Source organism: Devosia litorisediminis, from assembly GCF_018334155.1.
GTDB classification, from domain to species: domain Bacteria; phylum Pseudomonadota; class Alphaproteobacteria; order Rhizobiales; family Devosiaceae; genus Devosia; species Devosia litorisediminis.
The window spans coordinates 219,455-235,666 of sequence record NZ_JAGXTP010000001.1 but is presented as its reverse complement, the minus strand read 5'-3'; the positions used below and the strand labels follow the sequence as shown (position 1 = coordinate 235,666).

18 protein-coding genes and 1 riboswitch are annotated in these 16,212 nt (G+C 60.2%); of the genes, 10 read left to right on the top strand and 8 right to left on the bottom strand.

What is annotated here, in order from left to right; translation table 11 throughout:
- Positions 1-7: 7 nt before the first annotated feature.
- A complete protein-coding gene (locus KD146_RS01140) occupies positions 8-619 on the bottom strand; it encodes a LysE family translocator (protein WP_212656926.1) in 612 nt (203 codons plus the stop codon).
- Positions 620-783: 164 nt separating this feature from the next.
- Here KD146_RS01140 and KD146_RS01135 point away from each other — a divergent pair, with 164 nt between their 5' ends.
- The 4 genes from KD146_RS01135 to KD146_RS01120 all read left to right on the top strand — a co-directional run bounded on the left by KD146_RS01135 (position 784) and on the right by KD146_RS01120 (position 4,626).
- Positions 784-1,854, top strand: coding sequence for a zinc-binding metallopeptidase family protein (locus tag KD146_RS01135; RefSeq protein WP_212656925.1), 1,071 nt, complete (start codon positions 784-786; stop codon positions 1,852-1,854).
- Between the two features lie 34 nt (positions 1,855-1,888).
- Positions 1,889-2,344, top strand: coding sequence for a GNAT family N-acetyltransferase (locus KD146_RS01130; protein WP_212656924.1), 456 nt, complete (start codon positions 1,889-1,891; stop codon positions 2,342-2,344).
- A 234-nt stretch (positions 2,345-2,578) separates the two neighbouring features.
- The gene (locus tag KD146_RS01125) at positions 2,579-3,610 is read left to right on the top strand and encodes a PRC-barrel domain-containing protein (RefSeq protein ID WP_212656923.1); all 1,032 of its coding nucleotides are present in this window, start codon (positions 2,579-2,581) and stop codon (positions 3,608-3,610) included.
- Between the two features lie 95 nt (positions 3,611-3,705).
- Positions 3,706-4,626, top strand: coding sequence for a PRC-barrel domain-containing protein (locus KD146_RS01120; RefSeq protein ID WP_212656922.1), 921 nt, complete (start codon positions 3,706-3,708; stop codon positions 4,624-4,626).
- 53 nt (positions 4,627-4,679) lie between these two features.
- On the opposite strand, the gene rpoH is transcribed toward KD146_RS01120, so the two are convergent.
- Both rpoH and KD146_RS01110 read right to left on the bottom strand, forming a co-directional pair.
- Entirely contained in the window at positions 4,680-5,549 is an 870-nt protein-coding gene (rpoH, locus tag KD146_RS01115; protein ID WP_212656921.1) for an RNA polymerase sigma factor RpoH, read from the bottom strand.
- Positions 5,550-5,780: 231 nt separating this feature from the next.
- Positions 5,781-6,809 (bottom strand): RluA family pseudouridine synthase, encoded by a 1,029-nt coding sequence (locus KD146_RS01110; protein WP_212656920.1) that lies wholly within the window; start codon positions 6,807-6,809, stop codon positions 5,781-5,783.
- Between KD146_RS01110 and KD146_RS01105 the strand changes: the two genes are divergently transcribed.
- Positions 6,808-7,155, top strand: a complete 348-nt coding sequence (locus tag KD146_RS01105; protein WP_212656919.1) for a DUF6476 family protein — start codon at positions 6,808-6,810, stop codon at positions 7,153-7,155. The two genes, KD146_RS01110 and KD146_RS01105, sit on opposite strands and share 2 nt — an antisense overlap.
- Positions 7,156-7,180: 25 nt before the next feature.
- On the opposite strand, the gene KD146_RS01100 is transcribed toward KD146_RS01105, so the two are convergent.
- Complete coding sequence (locus KD146_RS01100) at positions 7,181-8,356, bottom strand: hypothetical protein (RefSeq protein WP_212656918.1); 1,176 nt, start codon at positions 8,354-8,356, stop codon at positions 7,181-7,183.
- 185 nt (positions 8,357-8,541) lie between these two features.
- On the bottom strand, positions 8,542-9,111 hold the full coding sequence (locus KD146_RS01095) for a DUF1134 domain-containing protein (protein WP_212656917.1): 570 nt from the start codon (positions 9,109-9,111) through the stop codon (positions 8,542-8,544).
- 213 nt (positions 9,112-9,324) lie between these two features.
- On the opposite strand from KD146_RS01095, the gene KD146_RS01090 reads away from it, so the two are divergent.
- The 3 genes from KD146_RS01090 (at position 9,325) to KD146_RS01080 (ending at position 10,987) form a co-directional block, all read left to right on the top strand.
- A complete protein-coding gene (locus KD146_RS01090; RefSeq protein WP_212656916.1) occupies positions 9,325-9,723 on the top strand; it encodes a YHS domain-containing (seleno)protein in 399 nt (132 codons plus the stop codon).
- 117 nt (positions 9,724-9,840) lie between these two features.
- Entirely contained in the window at positions 9,841-10,539 is a 699-nt protein-coding gene (gene chpT / locus KD146_RS01085; RefSeq protein ID WP_212656915.1) for a histidine phosphotransferase ChpT, read from the top strand.
- Positions 10,540-10,621: 82 nt separating this feature from the next.
- Positions 10,622-10,987, top strand: a complete 366-nt coding sequence (locus tag KD146_RS01080) for a response regulator (RefSeq protein WP_212656914.1) — start codon at positions 10,622-10,624, stop codon at positions 10,985-10,987.
- Here KD146_RS01080 and KD146_RS01075 read toward each other — a convergent pair.
- The gene (locus KD146_RS01075) at positions 10,984-12,252 is read right to left on the bottom strand and encodes an RNA polymerase sigma factor (RefSeq protein ID WP_212656913.1); all 1,269 of its coding nucleotides are present in this window, start codon (positions 12,250-12,252) and stop codon (positions 10,984-10,986) included. The genes KD146_RS01080 and KD146_RS01075 overlap by 4 nt on opposite strands.
- Positions 12,253-12,373: 121 nt before the next feature.
- On the bottom strand, positions 12,374-13,081 hold the full coding sequence (ctrA, locus tag KD146_RS01070) for a response regulator transcription factor CtrA (protein ID WP_212656912.1): 708 nt from the start codon (positions 13,079-13,081) through the stop codon (positions 12,374-12,376).
- 421 nt (positions 13,082-13,502) lie between these two features.
- Here ctrA and fliI point away from each other — a divergent pair, with 421 nt between their 5' ends.
- Entirely contained in the window at positions 13,503-14,831 is a 1,329-nt protein-coding gene (gene fliI, locus KD146_RS01065; protein WP_212656911.1) for a flagellar protein export ATPase FliI, read from the top strand.
- Between the two features lie 52 nt (positions 14,832-14,883).
- A complete protein-coding gene (gene fliJ / locus KD146_RS01060) occupies positions 14,884-15,297 on the top strand; it encodes a flagellar export protein FliJ (protein ID WP_212656910.1) in 414 nt (137 codons plus the stop codon).
- Positions 15,298-15,359: 62 nt separating this feature from the next.
- Here fliJ and KD146_RS01055 read toward each other — a convergent pair whose 3' ends face one another.
- Positions 15,360-16,061, bottom strand: a complete 702-nt coding sequence (locus KD146_RS01055) for a thiamine diphosphokinase (protein WP_212656909.1) — start codon at positions 16,059-16,061, stop codon at positions 15,360-15,362.
- Between the two features lie 20 nt (positions 16,062-16,081).
- Positions 16,082-16,181: riboswitch (TPP riboswitch) on the top strand.
- Positions 16,182-16,212 lie beyond the last annotated feature (31 nt).

The window sequence follows — 16,212 nt, the reverse complement described above, 5'->3', positions numbered from 1 at the left end:
GCAGCGCCTAGCGCTCCATCAGCGCCAGCCGGGCGCTGAGCAGCACGAACGCGCCCGCAAAGCTGCGCCGCATCCACACCATGATCGCTGGCCGCGTAATCAGCTGTCCGCGGATCGCGGCGGCGAACAGGCCATAGATCGCGAATACGGCAAAGCTCACGGCCATGAACACCCCGCTCAGCTCCAGCATCTGGCCCAGCGCATTGGGCGCGCTGGCAGGCACGAACTGCGGCAGGAAAGCGAAAAAGAAGATCGACAGCTTTGGATTGAGAATATTGATCAGCACGGCCTCGGTGATCACCTTGCCCACCGACTTGTTGGTCACATCGGCTTCCAGGCTCAGCGAGCCGGTATCACGCAGCGTCACCCAGGCCATATAGAGCAGATAAGCCACGCCGAGATACTTGATGATCTCGAAGGCCAGCGCACTGGTGTGCAGAATGGCTGCCAGCCCGGTAATGGCCGCCAGCATGTGCGGCACGATCCCCACCGTGCAGCCAAAGGCCGCCCACACGCTCGCCTTGCCGCCCCGGCTCAGTCCCGCCGCGATCGTATAGAGCGCCCCGGTACCCGGCGACACGACCACGATCAGCGTGGTGATCAAAAACTCAATGCTCACAGCCAGTTCTCCAGATCGAACACCATTGCCCTATCATTGCCCGCTTCACCCGCCAAATGGCTCAGCCCCACAATAGCGGCCAAAACGTCGAAATATCCACATCGCGCGTTCGGAACATGTAAAGCCTCTGCGCATTGTTGCCGTGACATACCAAGGCCTGCCTCATGAAACTCTTTGCCTGCGACCACTGCGGTAACACCGTCTATTTCGAGAACGCCAGTTGCGGACGCTGCGGCCATACCCTGGGCTACCGCTCGGACAAGAACGCGCTGGTCTCACTGGTCCAGGAAGGCAATACATGGTCCTCCTCGACCTTCCCCGACGAACCCTATGTGTTCTGCGAAAATGCCAAGCATAGCGCCTGCAACTGGTTGATCCGCGCCACGCCCGGCGGCGATCCCTTCTGCGCAGCCTGTCGGCACAATGATACCATCCCCGATATTAGCGACCCGCTCAACCTGTCCCGCTGGCAGGTCATCGAGCGCGCCAAGAAGCGCCTGTTCTATTCCCTGCTGCGTCTTGATCTGCCGCTGCAGACCCGCGCCAGCAATCCCGAGCATGGCCTGTCCTTCCGTTTTCTGGCCGATACCCCCGTCGCCAAGGAGCGGGTGCTGACTGGCCACGACAACGGCATCATCACCATTGCGCTGATCGAGGCCGACGACGCCGAGCGCGAGGCGCGCCGCACCTCAATGGGCGAGCCCTACCGTACCCTGCTGGGTCATTTCCGCCACGAGATCGGTCACCATTACTGGGATCTGCTGGTCGATGGCCGCGCGCCACTGGGCGAGTTCCGCCGGCTGTTTGGCGACGAAACGCTCGATTACGGCGAGGCGCTTGAGGCCCACTATGCCAATGGCGCGCCAGCGGGCTGGTCGCAGAATTTCATCAGCGCCTACGCCACCTGCCATCCCTGGGAAGATTTTGCCGAAACCTTCGCGCACTATCTTCACATCGTGGACACCGTCGAGATGGCCTCATCCTTTGGCGTGCACGCCCGGGTCGACGGCCAGGATGCCGATCTGTCCATCCAGACCGGCTTCGTGCCCTATACCGCCCCGGACGCCCAGACCATTGTCGACAACTGGGTGCCGCTGGCCAGCATGCTCAACAATCTCAATCGTGCCATGGGTCATCCCGATGCCTATCCCTTTGTGCTGACGCCCCCGGTTATTGAAAAGCTCAGCTTCATCCATCAGCTGGTGCATCGCCAATGGCATCTGGGCGGCCACTAGGCAGCAGGCGGCACGCTCGGCTATCTTGGCGGCCATGACCACCACCATCCTGACCGTGCCGCCCTTTTCTGCCCTGTGCAACGCCGCCTTCGCGCTTCGCCGCGAGGTGTTCGTCTGGGAGCAGAAAGTCCCCGAAGAAGAAGAAAACGATGCCGACGACCTGACGGCGACCCATTTTGTCGCCATCGTCGCCGGCGAGGTCGTGGGCACGTTGCGCCTGCTCGACAAGCCCGAGCACATCAAGATCGGCCGCGTCGCCGTGCATCAGGCCTTTCGCGGTCAGGGCATTGCCAAGGCGATGATCATCACGGCGATGGACCACGCCCGCGCCGCGGGCCGGGACCGCTTCTACCTCACCGCCCAGTCCGACAAGCTCGGCTTTTATGAGCGCCTGGGCTTTGCCGCCTTTGGTCCCGAGTTTCAGGATGGCGGCATGCCACACCGCGCCATGCGCAGCTATGATCGCGACACCGCCCAGTTGATCGACTGATCAACCCCGCATCTCTCAGATAAGATAGAAGCCATCGAAAAGGCCGGCCTCACTATGAGCGCCGGCCTTTTCGATACGTGGTTCCACGCAAAATTTGCCCAATGGCGAAATTTCTATCGGAACGTCTCGCGCAGTGGCTGCGTTGTCGAGACATCAAGGGCCGCACGGTGCGCCACCTGCAAGTTTTGCACCGCACGGCCCGTTCACCACAAGAATGAACACACGGAGCTTACTATGATCCGCACCCTTATGGCCACCACGGCCCTCGCTGCCCTGATGTCGACCGGCGCAATGGCTCAGGAAGCCGCACCGGCTACCGATGCAATGGCTCCTGCGACCACTGAAGCCCCCGCAGATCCTGCCATGGGCACCGATGCAATGGCCCCCGCCACGGGCGATGCCATGAGCACCGAGATGCACACCGAAGCTGGCGATCACGATGAAATGTACCAGTCGTTTGATCTGGCCACCGGTTACACCAGCGTCGATACCGACAATCTGGCAACCCGCCTGATCGATCAGCCCGTCTATTCCAGCGCTGGCGATGATGCCGAAGAAATCGGCAATGTCACCGATCTGGTCTTCACCGAAGACGGCAAGATCTCCGCTGTTGTGATCGGCGTTGGCGGTTTCCTGGGCATTGGCGAAAAGTCGGTTGCCGTTGATTTCGCTTCGCTTGAGTTCACTGTCGCCACCGACAACACCGAGCGTTGGGTTCTGCCAACCACGGCTGACGAGCTCAACAACGCGCCCGACTTCACCTTTGACGACGACAAGCCAGCCGACAACATGAACACCGCTGATGGCATGACGCCAGCTAATCCAGCGATGGCCCCTGCCGATCCAGCAATGGCTCCAGCTGACCCAGCCATGGCCCCTGCCGACCCAGCCATGCAGCCAGCTGACGGCGCTGCCGCCGCCATGCCCCGCGATGGTTATGAGCGCGTCGATTATGAAGCGCTGACCGCTGACAACCTCGAAGGCGCCACCGTGATCGGCCCTGATGGCGAAGACATCGCCGAAGTTGGTGACATCCTGCTCACCGAAGACGGCAAGATCGACGCCATGGTTGTCGACTTTGGTGGCTTCCTCGGCCTGGGTCAGAAGCGCGTTGCCGTTGGCATGGACAATCTCGAATTCGCTGCCAATGAAGACGGCGACTACGTGATCTACAGCGACTTCACCCGCGAGCAGCTTGAAGCGCAGCCAGAATATAACGAGGACACCTACGCCTCCGATCCGGCTCAGCGCGCAACTGACATGTAATTGCGGCTCGCCGGGTTCCCCGGCAGCATGATCCCTTGCGGATCACCCCTGAAGGGCCGGCATTGCCGGCCCTTCTTTCATGTTTGTGAGGTCCCATGTCCCATTCATTTGTTTCCACCATTGCACTGACCCTGGCGCTGGCGACGCCCACCCTGGCGCAGGATATTCTGCCCCAGATGGCCACCGAGCTTGAGCGCAGCGGCATCGCCGCGCCCACCATCATGTCGAGTGGCTATGCCCATTCCGAAGCCGACACCCTGGTCACCCAATTGCTCGACAAGACGGTCTTCACCTCCATTGCCGACGATGCCGGACAGATCGGCACCATTGCGGATCTGGTCGTCACCCCCGGCTTTGGTATTTCCGCTGTCGTCATCAGTGTCGGTGGCTTTCTGGGCGTCGGTGCCAAGGATGTTGCCGTCGATTTCGCCCAGCTCGAATGGGCCCAGCGCGAAGACGGCACCCGGCGCTGGGTGCTGCCAACCACCGCCGATGAACTCACCTCCGCCCCCGCCTTTATCTGGGCGGACAGCGAAGAGGTTACCGGCGAGCCTGCCTTGACCCCCAGCGAGGAGCAGGCCCAGCTGGTTGATGGCGATCCCAACCAGACCGCTATCGATCCCGCGCTCACCACTGACCAGCCCGAGCGCGAGGACGAGACAACTCTCGACCGCGCCGGCATTTCGCCTTTCGACAGCACCGGATTGACTGCCGAGGACATGCTGGGCATTGCCGTTTACGGCATCAATGACGAGCAGATCGGCACCATTGGTGATGTGGTGCGCAATGCCGATGACAGCCTTGATGCGGTCATCGTCGATGTCGGCGGCTTTCTCGGCCTGGGCGCCAAGCCGGTGGCCGTGGGCTATGAGAACCTGACCTTTTCGGCCGATACGCTGGAAAACCGCTATCTGTTCCTCAACACCACACGCGAGCAGCTTGAGGCACAGACCGCTTACGATCCGGACACCTACAGTGCCGATCGCGCCAGCCAGCGCATGATCGTCACCCCATAGACACAAAAAAGGCGGACCAGAGGGTCCGCCTTTTCATTTTCTGCTGCGCCCGATCAGTTGGCGACTGCCGCCTCGCGCACAGCTTCCTGTACCTTTTCAAAGGCCCGCACTTCGATCTGCCGGATACGCTCACGGCTCACATCATATTGCTGGGCCAGCTCTTCGAGTGTCGATGGGCTTTCCTGCAGGCGACGGGCGTGAAAGATCGCCTTCTCGCGCTCGTTGAGCACATCCATGGCTGTGTTGAGCAGGCCCATGCGCTCGGAATATTCTTCGCTTTCGCCCAGCGTGGTTTCCTGGCTAGGCGTGTCATCGACCAGCCAGTCCTGCCATTCCGATGAGCCTTCATCAGCCCGCATGGGCGAATTGAGCGATGCATCACCCGACAGGCGTGCATTCATCGAAACCACTTCGTCTGCCGTCACATTGAGCGTGGTGGCAATCTGGGCGATCTGGTCGGGATGCAGTGCGCCATCATCGAGCGCCGCGATCTGGCCCTTCACCTTGCGCAGGTTGAAGAACAGCCGCTTCTGGGCAGCCGTGGTGCCGATCTTGACCAGGCTCCACGAGCGCAGGACATATTCCTGAATCGCCGCACGGATCCACCACATGGCATAGGTCGCCAAGCGGAAGCCCTTATCAGGCTCGAAGCGCTTGACCGCATGCATCAAACCGACATTGCCTTCCGAGATCACTTCGGAGATCGGCAGGCCATAGCCGCGATACCCCATGGCGATCTTGGCGACCAGCCGCAGATGCGACGTAATCAGCTTCTGCGCTGCGCCGGGATCTTCATGTTCTTTATAACGCTTGGCCAGCATGAATTCTTCATCCGGTTCCAGCATGGGGAACTTGCGGATTTCCTGAAGATAGCGGCTCAGGCCACCTTCGGCCGAGAGCACTGGCAAATTAGTTTGGGCCATAGACGCACCCCTTTCCTGTTCCCCCGCATTCCGCGGGCGGACGCCTCAAGTCTGCCCGTGCCCGAACCGGCGCATCGGCAAACTACGATAGATATATAAGTGCCACTTTGGCGAATGTAAGATGTGCCAACATCGACAAACGTTACAAATGCGCAATGGTTGCCAGCAACTTTACGGGCACTGTCAATGAAACGCATCAGCGCCCGATCCGATCATTCACCTTGCGGTGAGTTAGCGGGCGAACGCCTTGTTATACGCGCTCAGCGCCGTTTCCAGCGCATCCAGATCGGGCGGCAACGGGGCTTCAAAGAACATCTCTTCCTTGGTCACTGGATGCTCAAAACCCAGTTCGGCAGCATGCAGCGCCTGCCGGCCGAGCGCCTGGATGGGCCCCACCACGTCAGGCGGCAGCTTGTTGACCTTGGTGGCATAACCCGAGGCATAAACCGCGTCAGCAACCAGCGGATGGCCGATATGGGCCATGTGCACGCGGATCTGGTGCGTCCGCCCGGTCTCAAGCTGACACTGAATGCGGGTAATGTCCCAGCCATCGTCGCCAAAGCGCGCTTCGACCATGTAATGGGTGATCGCCTCACGACCGTCCTTACGCACGGTCTGCTTGAGGCGGTTGTTCTGGTCGCGCCCCAAAGGCGCATCAATGCTGCCCTTGGCCGTTTCCGTGGAGCCCCACACAAAAGCGATATAGGCGCGGTGCAGCGGTCCGGTCCGGCCATGGTCGGCAAACTGCGCCGACAAATGCCGATGCGCCCGCTCGGTCTTGGCCGCAACCATCACGCCCGATGTGTCGCGATCGAGCCGATGCACGATGCCGGGGCGCTTGACCCCGCCAATCCCCTGCAGGCTTTCCCCGCAGTGATAGATCAGTGCATTGACCAGCGTGCCATTGGGCGCGCCCGGCGCGGGATGCACCACCATGCCCACCGGCTTGTTGATGACGATCACCTGATCATCCTCATAGAGAATGTCGAGCGGGATGTTCTCGGCCTGCGGCTCGGGATCTTCTGGGGGCGGCGCCAGAAGAACGATTGTTTCGCCGACGCTAAGCCGGTATTTGGGCTCACTGACGGGTTTGCCGTCAATCGTGACGGCGCCAGTCAGGATCAGATCCTTGATCCGGTTGCGGCTGAGCACAGTGTGTACCTTGGCCAGGGCGGCATCGAGCCGGCCACCGGCCATTGCGGCATCGACCACGACTTCAACTTCGTCGCCCTCGAACTCTAGTGCGGTATTTTCGGCCATGGACAATCCTAACGAAACTGGGCCCAGCGAGCAAAAGCCAGATGCGCCGTTGACGCCTGAAGCTCTTGCCATGCTGGGGAAGGCACGCCGCTCGTTCGGTATCTCGATCGGCATTCTGTTGCTGGGCTTTATGGCGATTGGCTTCGCCCTTGTCTATCGCGTGATGCGCGATGCCCCGCCGCCGCCCGTCGCCGAGGCTGTCGCCCTGCCCGCCGGTGCAGCTGTCATTGCGGCCTCGGTCAGCGAAGGCGCCATCAATGTCACCTATACCATAAATGGCGTCACCACCCTGTCCCTGTTCAATCAGGAAACCGGTGAACTCACCCGCAGCATCGTTATCGAATAACCTTTTCGCGCGCGCAGGGACCGGCTCAACGGTCCTGGATTTCTCGCAGCGCCGCCATGCGATCAGACACCGAACCGCGCCGGTCGCTGGCGCTGGGTTCTGCCGGCAGCGCATCGCGGCTCTCGCCATCATCGGCAAACCGCTGCACCCGGTCAAACAGGCTCTCTTCGCCGTCCTGATCCACTGGCGTGTCGGTGTCCACCGCATAGACCAGCCGGCTGACGCTGGCGGCAATGTCGTTGAGCTTTTCGCGCAGATAGGCCTCTTCCATGCGATCGCTGTCCCAGTCGGACATGATCGTGGATTCAACGCTGGTCACCTTTTTGCGCAGCGTTTCGACCTCGGCCTCGAGCGCCAGCTTGTCGGCCAGCAGCTGCTCGGCTCGGCCCGCAGCCTTGTCGACCACCTGATTGCTCTCGGCCAGTATGGCGTTGAGCCGGTTTTCGGCATTGGCGATGCGCGCTTCAGCTTCGACCAGATTTTCGGCCTCTTCGGCCTTCTTGTCGTCCTGCCCGGCGAGCGCGCTGCGCATCTGGGCGATGGCGGCACTGGTTTCAGCGCTGCGCCGGTCAGACGTCTCCAGCCGGGTTACCAGGCTCTTGGCCTGCTCTTCGAGGAAATTGGCGCGCTTCTGCTCAATCGCCAGCGCCGTGCTCAGGCGGTCCACATCGTGATCATAATCGCCCGTAAGCGTCTTGCCATCGACCACCGTGCCCTTGGGCAGCGTGTTCTTGACCGCATCGCGCAGCGTCGCCAGCTCGCCGCTGCGGCTGTCCAGATCGCGCTCGCGCATCCGCAGGCGCTGCGTCAGATCGGTCGCCTCGCGCTCCAGCTCGGTCACCCGGCTGCGCAGTTCGACCTCGCGGCCTTCCAGCTCGCGGATGATCTCGAGGTTCTTGTCGCGCTCGGCCTTGATCAGCCCCAGATCGCTGCGCTTCTGGTTGACGTCGCCCAGCTGCTCGGCCAGACGCTTGCGCAGCGTCTCCACATTCATTTCCAGACGACGGGTCGACAGGGCGAACTCGGCCCGCAGCTGATCCTTGTCAGCGCGAAATTCAGCCATGGTGATGGGGGTTGCAGCCTCGATACGGCGCTTGGTCAGACGCACGGCGCGCTTCCACACCGCAGGCAGAATGATCAGCGCAACCAGGCTCGCAATCAGCAAGCCCAGCGCAAAATACATGATGTTCTCAATGAGCATCGGCCGAACTCCGAAACCACGCGACCCAGATCCGCATGGACTGCCCTGTTCTGGCATCTATGCGACCAGATCGCTATCTTGGCGACTTGTTAACCCTAACGCGGCCGCGATCCCCAGTCACGACAATGCCGGGGTTTTCGGCCCCGGCATCAAAGATTTGATCGCTCAATAGGTTAGAAGCGCGATCAGAAGGGGTTCCAGGTCGGCTCATTGGTGAACTTGAGATAGCCCACATTGATCCCCAGCCGAGCGCCGACGCCCGAACGGATCGGCACCATCACCACATTGCCGCGCTTGAGCACCGTCATGCCAAAGCCGCCCAGCACATAGGCCGAACCGTCAACGCCGGCATAGCGTCCCAGCGCATCGGGCACCTGGCTCAGATTATACACCAGCATCATGACCTTGGAGCCATCGCCACCAACGTCAAAGCCGATCGATGGACCCTGCCAGTAGATATTGTACTCGCCCACATTGCGGGTATGCAGAACACCCTCGCCATAGCGAGCACCGGCAAACAGCGCCCCACCAGCGTCTTCACCCAGAATATAGCCATTGGGCAGGCCGAACTGGCTGACCGCCCGCTCGACCACGGAGGCCAGTCCCTGCGATGCAGAGCCGAAGAACTGCTTGCCGCTATTGACCAGATCATCACCCGAATAGGTGTCGCTGAGCGAACCCTGTGCGAAGGCCACAGGAACCGGTGCACTGACCGCAAACAGGACAGCAATCAGGATGGCGAGGCGCTTGAACATCGGAAACTCCCAAGGCGAACGGCGAAATTGGCAATTACAAGCTTGTTAGGGCTTGGACCTTAACTTTTGTCGGGCAACCTCGAAAATATCCGCATGCCGATCCTTGGTTTGAAGATGACGCAAACCTGTAAACAAATCTTAACCATTCTTGCCTTTGTTTTGCCGCTTTTCGGCATGGTTCCGCTCACGTTGCAACCGGCTCAGGCACAGTCTGTGGTCACCCTGATCGTCACCGATCCGCTGACCGGCATCGCCATGGGCGGCATGGATCCGGTGAGCTATTTTACCGAGCCGGAGCCGCTGAGGGGGCGCTCCGATTATGAGTACACCTGGCAGAATGTGCCCTGGTATTTCGCCACCGCCGCCAATCGCGATATTTTCGCGACGGCGCCCGATGTTTACGCCCCGCAGTTTGGCGGCCATGACGTCACCGGCGTCTCGCGCGGTTTCATTTCCGATAGTGACGCATCCATCTTCACCGTGTTCAAACAGCGGCTCTATCTGTTCTATTCAGCGGCCAATCGCGAGGCATTCCTGCTATCGCCCGACGCGGCGGCCCGCACCGCCGAGGAAAAATGGCCCGATCTGGCCAAGAACCTGTCGATCCGCTGAACTTCGCGGTGGACCGGGCCGCAGTGGAAACAATTTGGGGTCCACTTTTGCCCGCCACCCTCTAATGTCTGAAAAAGTGATTCTTGCCGACATATCTGGCGCTACGGAGACAGCAAAATGGCTGACATCATCGACCTTAAGGCAACCGACCTCGCGGCGATGCTCTGCAGCCGCGTCTGCCACGACCTGATCAACCCCATTGGCGCAATCGGTAATGGCCTTGAAGTGCTTGGCGACCCGGCCCAGACAGAAATGGCCGATGGCGCGCGCGATCTGATCGCCAGCGCCGCGCGCCAGAGCCGCGCCAAGCTCGAATTCGCCCGTCTTGCCTATGGCGCCTCCTCGACCTCGGGCACCGATATCGACACCCGCGAATGCGAACGCGTCGCCCGCATCCTGTTCGAGATCGAAAAGGCTGATCTTGAGTGGAGCGTGCCGCTGATCCTGCTGCCCAAGCACAAGGCCAAGCTGTTCATGAACATGCTGCTCATTGCGGCCATGTCGGTTCCCCGTGGTGGTCAGGTCACCGCCGCCATCTCCGGCGATGCCGGTCATGAGAAGTTTGAATTCCATTCCAAGAGCGATCCAGAGAAGCGTCAGAAGACCCTGATCCCATCCGGCGCTGCTGGCCTGCTCGCCGGCACACCCGATGAGGGCTTCGTCGATGCGCGCGGCATTCAGCCATTCTATACCGGCCTGCTCGCTCGCATGACCGACATGGATATTGCCATCGGCATCGAAAACGACGTGTTCTACTTCACCGCCACCCCCCAGGCTGCAGCAGAAGTCACTGAAGAACCTGTTCAGAGCGTCTGAACGTCAGCAGTCTGCTAACTAATTCCTAGGAAGTGCTGCGCCACAATGGGGGTGGCGTTAGTCGCTCTGGAGCCATGTTGAAATGAAGTCCTGCCTGATTGTCGATGACTCGACCGTCGTGCGTAAAGTCGCACGGCGCATCCTCGAGGACATGGACTACATCGTCGACGAAGCCGAAGACGGGCAGGAAGCCTTCGATAAATGTCGCGCTGAAATGCCCGACGCCATCCTGCTCGACTGGAACATGCCCATCCTCTCCGGGCTCGAATTCCTCAAGCTTCTCAGGGGTTACGAGGGTGGCGAGAAGCCCCACGTAGTCTATTGCACCATCGAAAACGACATCGGCGCCATCGCCCTGGCTCTTAAGGCCGGCGCCAGCGATTACATGATGAAGCCGTTCAACCGCGCCATCCTCGAAGCCAAGTTCGATCTCGATCAGGCCGCCTAGCGGCCCTCTTCAGTCGCGGCCCGACCCAGCAGATACGCCCGCTCCCGCCCGTTGCGGGTCAGCTCGGCCGCCCGCCGAAACGCCCCGGCCGCCGCCGCCCCCTGCCCCAATCGGCTGAGCAAATCCCCGCGCACACTGAACAATAAGTGGTAGTCCTTGAGCACGGGATCGTCCGCAATTGCCGCGATCAGCGCCAGCCCTGCCGCAGGTCCTTCTGCCATCGACACCGCCACAGCCCGGTTCAGCTCGATCACAGCCGATGGCGTTATCGTCACCAGCACGCCGTAAAGCGCTGCAATCCTTGACCAATCCGTGTCCCCGGCCTTGCGGGCACTGGCATGACAGGCCGCTATTGCCGCCTGCAAGGCATAGGGCTGCTCACCCCCACCCAGCGCCCCTGCCCGATCAAGCGCCGCAAGCCCACGCCCGATCAGTAACCAGTCCCAGCGCGAACGATCCTGATCCAGCAGCAGGATCGGCTCCCCCGCCGCATCGGTCCGCGCCCCAAGCCGCGATGCCTGGATTTCCATAAGCGCCACCAGCGCATGCACCTCGGATTCCTCAGGCATCAGCCTTGCCAGAACCCGCCCCAGCCGCATCGCCTCTTCGCACAATTGCGGACGCATCCAGTCCGCCCCCGCCGTTGCCGAGTACCCTTCATTGAAGATCAGATAGATCACGCCCAGCACCGATCCCAGCCGCGCTTCCCGCGCCGCTCCCCTGGGCACTTCATAGGCAATATTGGCGTCAGCGATCGCCTTCTTGGCGCGCACAATGCGCTGCCCGATCGTGGTTTCGGCCACCAGAAAGGCCCGCGCAATCTCCTGGGTAGTCAGCCCGCCCAATAGCCGCAGCGTCAACGCAACCCGCGCCGGAGCCGACAGGATCGGGTGACAGGCGGTGAACATCAGCCGCAGCAGATCATCGCCGACATCGTCATCCAGCGCTTCGTGCAGGACCGAAACCGCGTCAGGTGAATCCACCGCGATCCCATGCGCCACTTCCGCCAATTTGTTGGCCGCCATTGCCCGGTGGCGGAACTGGTCAATGGCCCGGCGTTTCGCCGTCTGCATCAGCCAGGCACCGGGATTGTCAGGCACCCCCGTCTCGGGCCATGCCCCCAGCGCGGCCACCAGCGCATCCTGCGCCAGTTCTTCGGCCATCGAAATATCGCGCACCACGCGCGTGAGCCCTGCAATCAGGCGCGGGCGCTCGATTTTCCAGACAGTGTTGATGGCGCGATGGGTATCGCTCTCGGTGTTCATGATTGGTGATGAAACCAGCAAGTCACGGCCACCGCAAGCCGTTCTCACCAGTGAAAAAACAATGAACCCCGCTCGACGATGCCGAACGGGGTTCACCAGATTTGCAGTGCGCCTGGAGACGTTAGGCGACGTTTTCCGAATAGTTTTCGGCATCATCTGGCTCGCGCAGCACATAGCCACGACCCCAGACGGTCTCGATGTAATTTTTGCCACCGGTGGCCACGCTGAGCTTCTTGCGCAGCTTGCAGATGAACACGTCGATAATCTTGAGCTCGGGTTCGTCCATGCCACCGTAGAGGTGGTTGAGGAACATTTCCTTGGTGAGCGTGGTGCCCTTGCGGAGGGAAAGCAGCTCAAGCATCTGGTATTCTTTGCCAGTCAGGTGAACACGCTGGGTCTGGACTTCAACGGTCTTGGTATCAAGATTGACCGTGAGTTCGCCGGTCGTGATGACCGACTGGGCATGACCCTTGGAACGCCGAACGATGGCGTGGATGCGGGCCACGAGCTCGTCCTTGTGGAAGGGCTTGGTCATGTAGTCATCGGCACCGAAACCGAGACCACGCACCTTGTCCTCAATACCGGCAAGACCGGAAAGGATGAGGATCGGCGTCTGCACCTTGGCGACGCGCAGGGTGCGAAGCACCTCATAGCCGCTCATGTCAGGCAGATTCAGATCGAGAAGGATGATGTCATAATCATATAGTTTGCCGAGATCGACGCCTTCTTCACCGAGGTCGGTGGTGTAGACGTTGAAGCTCTCCGACTTGAGCATCAATTCGATGCTCTGCGCTGTAGCGCTGTCGTCCTCTATGAGGAGTACCCGCATTATATTCCCCTTGTCATTCGTTCCTGCTGGAACCGTGGGACCTGGCCTGCCCACGCCAACCCTACTGGATATGACTGAACCCTAAGTCCAAATAGTTAACAAAGTTTAATTCGGTTCCGCAATACGCAAATGCCGTTACTCTCAATTAAGTCTAAGTTATTGAAATTTAAGGGTTAATCTTATCAATTTTTCTTAAGAAAATGGTTTAAGTAGCCGTCGCAACCGACTCTTTAGACTCACGCAATTGCGGCTGTATGGGGGTTTGGACGGGGTCACACGTCAAGCAGCGGACGGACCGGTCCAACCCCTGTGATAGCGCCTTTTGCTTAACGATGGGTTACTCTGTGATTCGTAAATGCTGTCGATTCGAGACGGCTGGAAACCTTAATGCCTTCAACACGCCGGACAAATTGATCCAACGATGAAAGCTTTGATCTCAGCCATCGAGGCGATTGACGATATCGAGGTGTATGGCCGCGTCAAATCCGTGCAGGGCCTGCTCATTGAAATCGTTGGTCCCGTCCGCGAATTGCGCGTGGGCGGTCGGGTCCAGATCGAGACCACCGATGGCGATGACCTGGCCGCCGAGATCATCGGCTTCAAGGATGGCCATGCCCTTTGCCTGCCCTTCGGCCAGCTCTCTGGCGTACGGCTTGGCTGCAAGGCAATTTTTCAGCGTAATGACGGCGCCGCCTTTCCCTCCCATGGCTGGCTGGGCCGGGTGATCAACGCCAATGGCGAACCCATTGATGGCAAAGGCCCGCTGCCACGAGGTGCCACCGCCTATCCATTGCGGCAAAACCCGCTGCTCGCCCATGACCGTGTTCGGGTCGGTGACCCGCTTGATCTGGGTGTGCGCTGTCTCAATACCTTTACTACTGTGTGTGAGGGGCAGCGTCTGGGCATCTTCGCCGGTTCTGGCGTGGGCAAATCCGTGCTGATGTCCATGCTGGCGCGCAATACCAATGTCGACGTCGCCGTTATCGGCCTGATTGGCGAACGCGGCCGCGAGGTACACGAGTTCATTCAGGAATATTTGGGTGAAGAGGGGCTGGCCAACGCCGTCGTGGTGGTGGCCACTTCTGACGAGGCCGCACTCATGCGCCGTCAGGCCGCCTATATGAGCCTGACCCTTTCGGAGTATTTCCGCGATCAGGGCAAGCGCGTGCTGTGTATGATGGACAGCCTGACCCGCTTTGCCATGGCCCAGCGCGAAATCGGTCTGGCCATTGGCGAGCCACCCACGGCAAAGGGTTATCCACCCACAGTGTTCACAGAATTGCCGCGATTGTTGGAAAGGGCCGGCCCTGGCACACCAACAACCGGTTCTGTTACCGGACTATTTACCGTTTTAGTCGAAGGTGATGATCACAATGAGCCTATTGCCGACGCCGTTCGCGGTATTCTCGATGGGCACATAGTGATGGAGCGCGGTATTGCCGAACGGGGACGATACCCGGCGGTGAACGTGCTCCGGTCCATCTCGCGCACCATGCCAGGGTGTGTGCCGGTCGATTTTCGACCGGTTCTGGCCAAGGCGCGAGAGCTCATGTCGATTTATTCCGACATGGAGGAACTGATCCGGCTGGGGGCTTACCGGAAAGGGTCAGATCCGAAAGTGGACCGCGCGATCGCCATCTATCCGGCTCTGGAGGCTTTTCTAAGCCAGGACCGGGAAGAAACGACAACGGTTGCCCAGGGCTATCAAATGCTCGAAGCGATCATTGCCGAAGCGGGCGCGGCAGACTGATGGGGCAGTGTATTGGCCTCGGAACTGACTTGGTGTGTAAGGAGTACAAGTCTTGAAATCGCGCAGCGAGAGCCTTATCCGGCTCAAAAAATTTCAAGTTGACGAGAAGCGCCGCCAGGTTGCGCAGATCGAAATGATGGTCAACGATTTCGAACGCATGGCGTCCGAACTCGACCAGCAGATCGAGATCGAGCATACCAAGACCGGCATCTCGGACATCGCCCATTTTGCCTATTCAACCTTTGCCAAGGCGGCATTGACCCGACGGGACAATCTGCTCGCCTCGGCCAATGACATGCGGGGCAAACTCGAGGCCGCGCAGGACGCTTTGGCGGAAGCGCTCGAAGACCTCAAAAAGGTCGAACTGCTCGACCAGCGAGAGCATCAGCGCGAAGCCGCTGAACAGCTCAAGGTCGAACAGTCTGAATATGACGAGATCGGCCGTATGCGCTATCGCGGCCAGTAGGCCCGGTATCCAGAACGACTTAAAAGGCCCGCATCTCGCGGGCCTTTTCTATGCGCGGTGCTTCACTGTGCCAGCAGGCCGCTGATCAGATCCCACAGCCGCTCCTTGCCAAGGATCAGCAGCCAGGGCGTATCGTCGGCTGGCACAATCTCGACCCGCCCGCCCAGACCTTCATTGGACGTGCCGCCAAGTCCACCCGGTTCAAGACGTAGTCCGTCGAGCGGATAGAGCAAACCGGTTGACCGCGTGAAGCTGACCGGAACCAGGGGGTGGATCGATACGCGTTCTTTGGCACCGGCCTCAAAGGCGACAGGCCCTACCACCGCCAGCGCCACATCGACCTCGTCGACCACCACGATCTTTCGTGCCCGGGCATATTTGAGCACAGCGCTCAGAGCCGCCAATGTATGGTCCAGCCGTTTGCCGGTCATGCCCAAGGCTAGCGTCACCGGTGCCTGGGTTGAATAGAGCGCCTTTTGAAAATCGGTGGTGATCTGTTCAGGGATGTAGATGACCTTTGTGCGGCGCTCCCAGCCCGCACGATCACGCAGGGAATCGAGATCACCGACGATCAGTTCGGGCACCAGTCCGGCTGCATCAATGGCATCGCCGCCGCCATCAGCGCCGACCAGAGCCACATTTCGCCCCGCCAGTTCGCGCAGCAGCACCAGATCAACGGCACCGCCGCCAACAATGGCCATCGGGCGATCAAAGCCAACAATCTGGGCGTCCGCGGGATGCACGGAAGTCTCTTGCACTGTCACAACGCTCTCATTAAGTGTGGGGCGTCTCGCTGGGGTGTTCCGGAATTTCCGGAGCTGAGAGTTACCCATTGAACCTGAACCAGGTCATGCTGGCGGAGGAAGTTCGAGATGGCAAGGGCATCTCGTGACGTCCCGCCATTGACATACATCC

Excerpts from the sequence above, each read along its gene's own strand:
- KD146_RS01110 (WP_212656920.1), bottom strand. The coding sequence starts at position 6,809 with ATGGCCGAAAATACCGCACTAGAGTTCGAGGGCGACGAAGTTGAAGTC.
- KD146_RS01125 (WP_212656923.1), top strand. The coding sequence starts at position 2,579 with ATGATCCGCACCCTTATGGCCACCACGGCCCTCGCTGCCCTGATGTCG.
- KD146_RS01100 (WP_212656918.1), bottom strand. The coding sequence starts at position 8,356 with ATGCTCATTGAGAACATCATGTATTTTGCGCTGGGCTTGCTGATTGCG.
- KD146_RS01135 (WP_212656925.1), top strand. The coding sequence starts at position 784 with ATGAAACTCTTTGCCTGCGACCACTGCGGTAACACCGTCTATTTCGAG.
- fliI (WP_212656911.1), top strand. The coding sequence starts at position 13,503 with ATGAAAGCTTTGATCTCAGCCATCGAGGCGATTGACGATATCGAGGTG.
- chpT (WP_212656915.1), top strand. The coding sequence starts at position 9,841 with ATGGCTGACATCATCGACCTTAAGGCAACCGACCTCGCGGCGATGCTC.
- KD146_RS01105 (WP_212656919.1), top strand. The coding sequence starts at position 6,808 with ATGGACAATCCTAACGAAACTGGGCCCAGCGAGCAAAAGCCAGATGCG.
- KD146_RS01075 (WP_212656913.1), bottom strand. The coding sequence starts at position 12,252 with ATGAACACCGAGAGCGATACCCATCGCGCCATCAACACTGTCTGGAAA.
- KD146_RS01080 (WP_212656914.1), top strand. The coding sequence starts at position 10,622 with ATGAAGTCCTGCCTGATTGTCGATGACTCGACCGTCGTGCGTAAAGTC.
- ctrA (WP_212656912.1), bottom strand. The coding sequence starts at position 13,081 with ATGCGGGTACTCCTCATAGAGGACGACAGCGCTACAGCGCAGAGCATC.
- KD146_RS01120 (WP_212656922.1), top strand. The coding sequence starts at position 3,706 with ATGTCCCATTCATTTGTTTCCACCATTGCACTGACCCTGGCGCTGGCG.
- rpoH (WP_212656921.1), bottom strand. The coding sequence starts at position 5,549 with ATGGCCCAAACTAATTTGCCAGTGCTCTCGGCCGAAGGTGGCCTGAGC.
- KD146_RS01095 (WP_212656917.1), bottom strand. The coding sequence starts at position 9,111 with ATGTTCAAGCGCCTCGCCATCCTGATTGCTGTCCTGTTTGCGGTCAGT.
- KD146_RS01130 (WP_212656924.1), top strand. The coding sequence starts at position 1,889 with ATGACCACCACCATCCTGACCGTGCCGCCCTTTTCTGCCCTGTGCAAC.